We start from the raw sequence: 1,106 nt of genomic DNA, 5'->3' as shown, positions 1-1,106 counted from the left end.
GCTTGCGGCGCTCATGCGGGGCGCTCGGCGCCGTGCGGGCGGTGGGCGCTTCTTTTTTGAGCGGCGGCACGAGCGGCGCTCCCAGCGCGGCGCGGTCGAGCAGCAGCAACGCCAGCGCCTGTTCGGCGATTTTTTTGCTGGGGGCGGTCATGCAGGCGGCCAGATCGCCTTTGACGAACAGGCCGGTGCGGTACAGGCGCAGGTCTTCGCTGCCGCCGGCGCGCAGCGACAGGATCTCGGAAGGGCCGCGGCGCGAGCTTTTCAGACGCTCTTCCAGCAGCAGGTCGGGGCGGACGTTCTGCGGCGCGGCGCCGGAAGACCCGTTCAGTTTCAGTTCGTTCAGCACGTCTTTCCAGCGCCGGGCCTGCGTGACGGCCCTGACCAGGGCCAGCAGGCGGGCTTGATCATCGCCGAGACCTGGCACTTCGGTGCAGAACCGGTCGCCGAAAAAGACGCGCGCGCGGCGCATCTCTTCCTGTCCGTCGACGGACGCGATCTCGACGCGCAATTTTTTCTCGCCGCTTCGCTCGCACACGGCACGGAACGCGCTTTCCAGACGGGTCCGCAGCTGAGGCAGATCGGCGTTCAGCCGCTCGCTTTCTCCGAGGGCGTCGGCGGCGAGCAGCTGCAGCATTTTCCAGGCTGCGGCCTGTCCGGCGGCGCGCTTGCTCTGGCCGCTGCCGTTGACGATCGGCTCGCCGCTCAGCTGCAGCTCCACGAAGAACAGCGGATTTTTGCCGCCCGGCGAGGGCAAGTCGACGTAATGGGGCTGGCCGATGCCGAGGCGCTCGCAACAGGTTTGCAGGCGGCCTTTCAGCTCGGGGCTGTTTTTCAGGCCGGCAAGCTCCAGGTCCCTGAAAGCGTCGGCGCCGCGCTTCGTCTGCCGGGCGGCGGCTTTGCCCACCTCGCGGACCAGGGCCTTCAGCGCGTCCTTCTTCGACGGGCCGCCGGCTTCGGCGACGCGGGCTCCGTTTCGGAACGCCGCGGCGGTGAACACGGGCTTGTGTTCGGGGCCTTCTTTGGCGACGATGCGGTATTCCACGCCGTCGCGGACGAGAATCGGCTTTCCCGCGGCGGAGCGCTCGGCCTCGCTCATGCGGGGCGCG

General features: G+C 68.9%; 1 protein-coding gene. It reads right to left on the bottom strand.

Annotation, left to right across the window (positions count from 1 at the left end):
• The coding region (locus HMPREF7215_RS05265; RefSeq protein ID WP_040550578.1) for a putative dsRNA-binding protein at positions 1-1,106 on the bottom strand (1,106 nt) is incomplete at both ends.

It is taken from the genome of Pyramidobacter piscolens W5455 (assembly GCF_000177335.1).
In the GTDB taxonomy this organism is placed as follows: Bacteria; Synergistota; Synergistia; order Synergistales; family Dethiosulfovibrionaceae; genus Pyramidobacter; species Pyramidobacter piscolens.
This window is presented reverse-complemented; position numbering and strand designations above follow the sequence as displayed.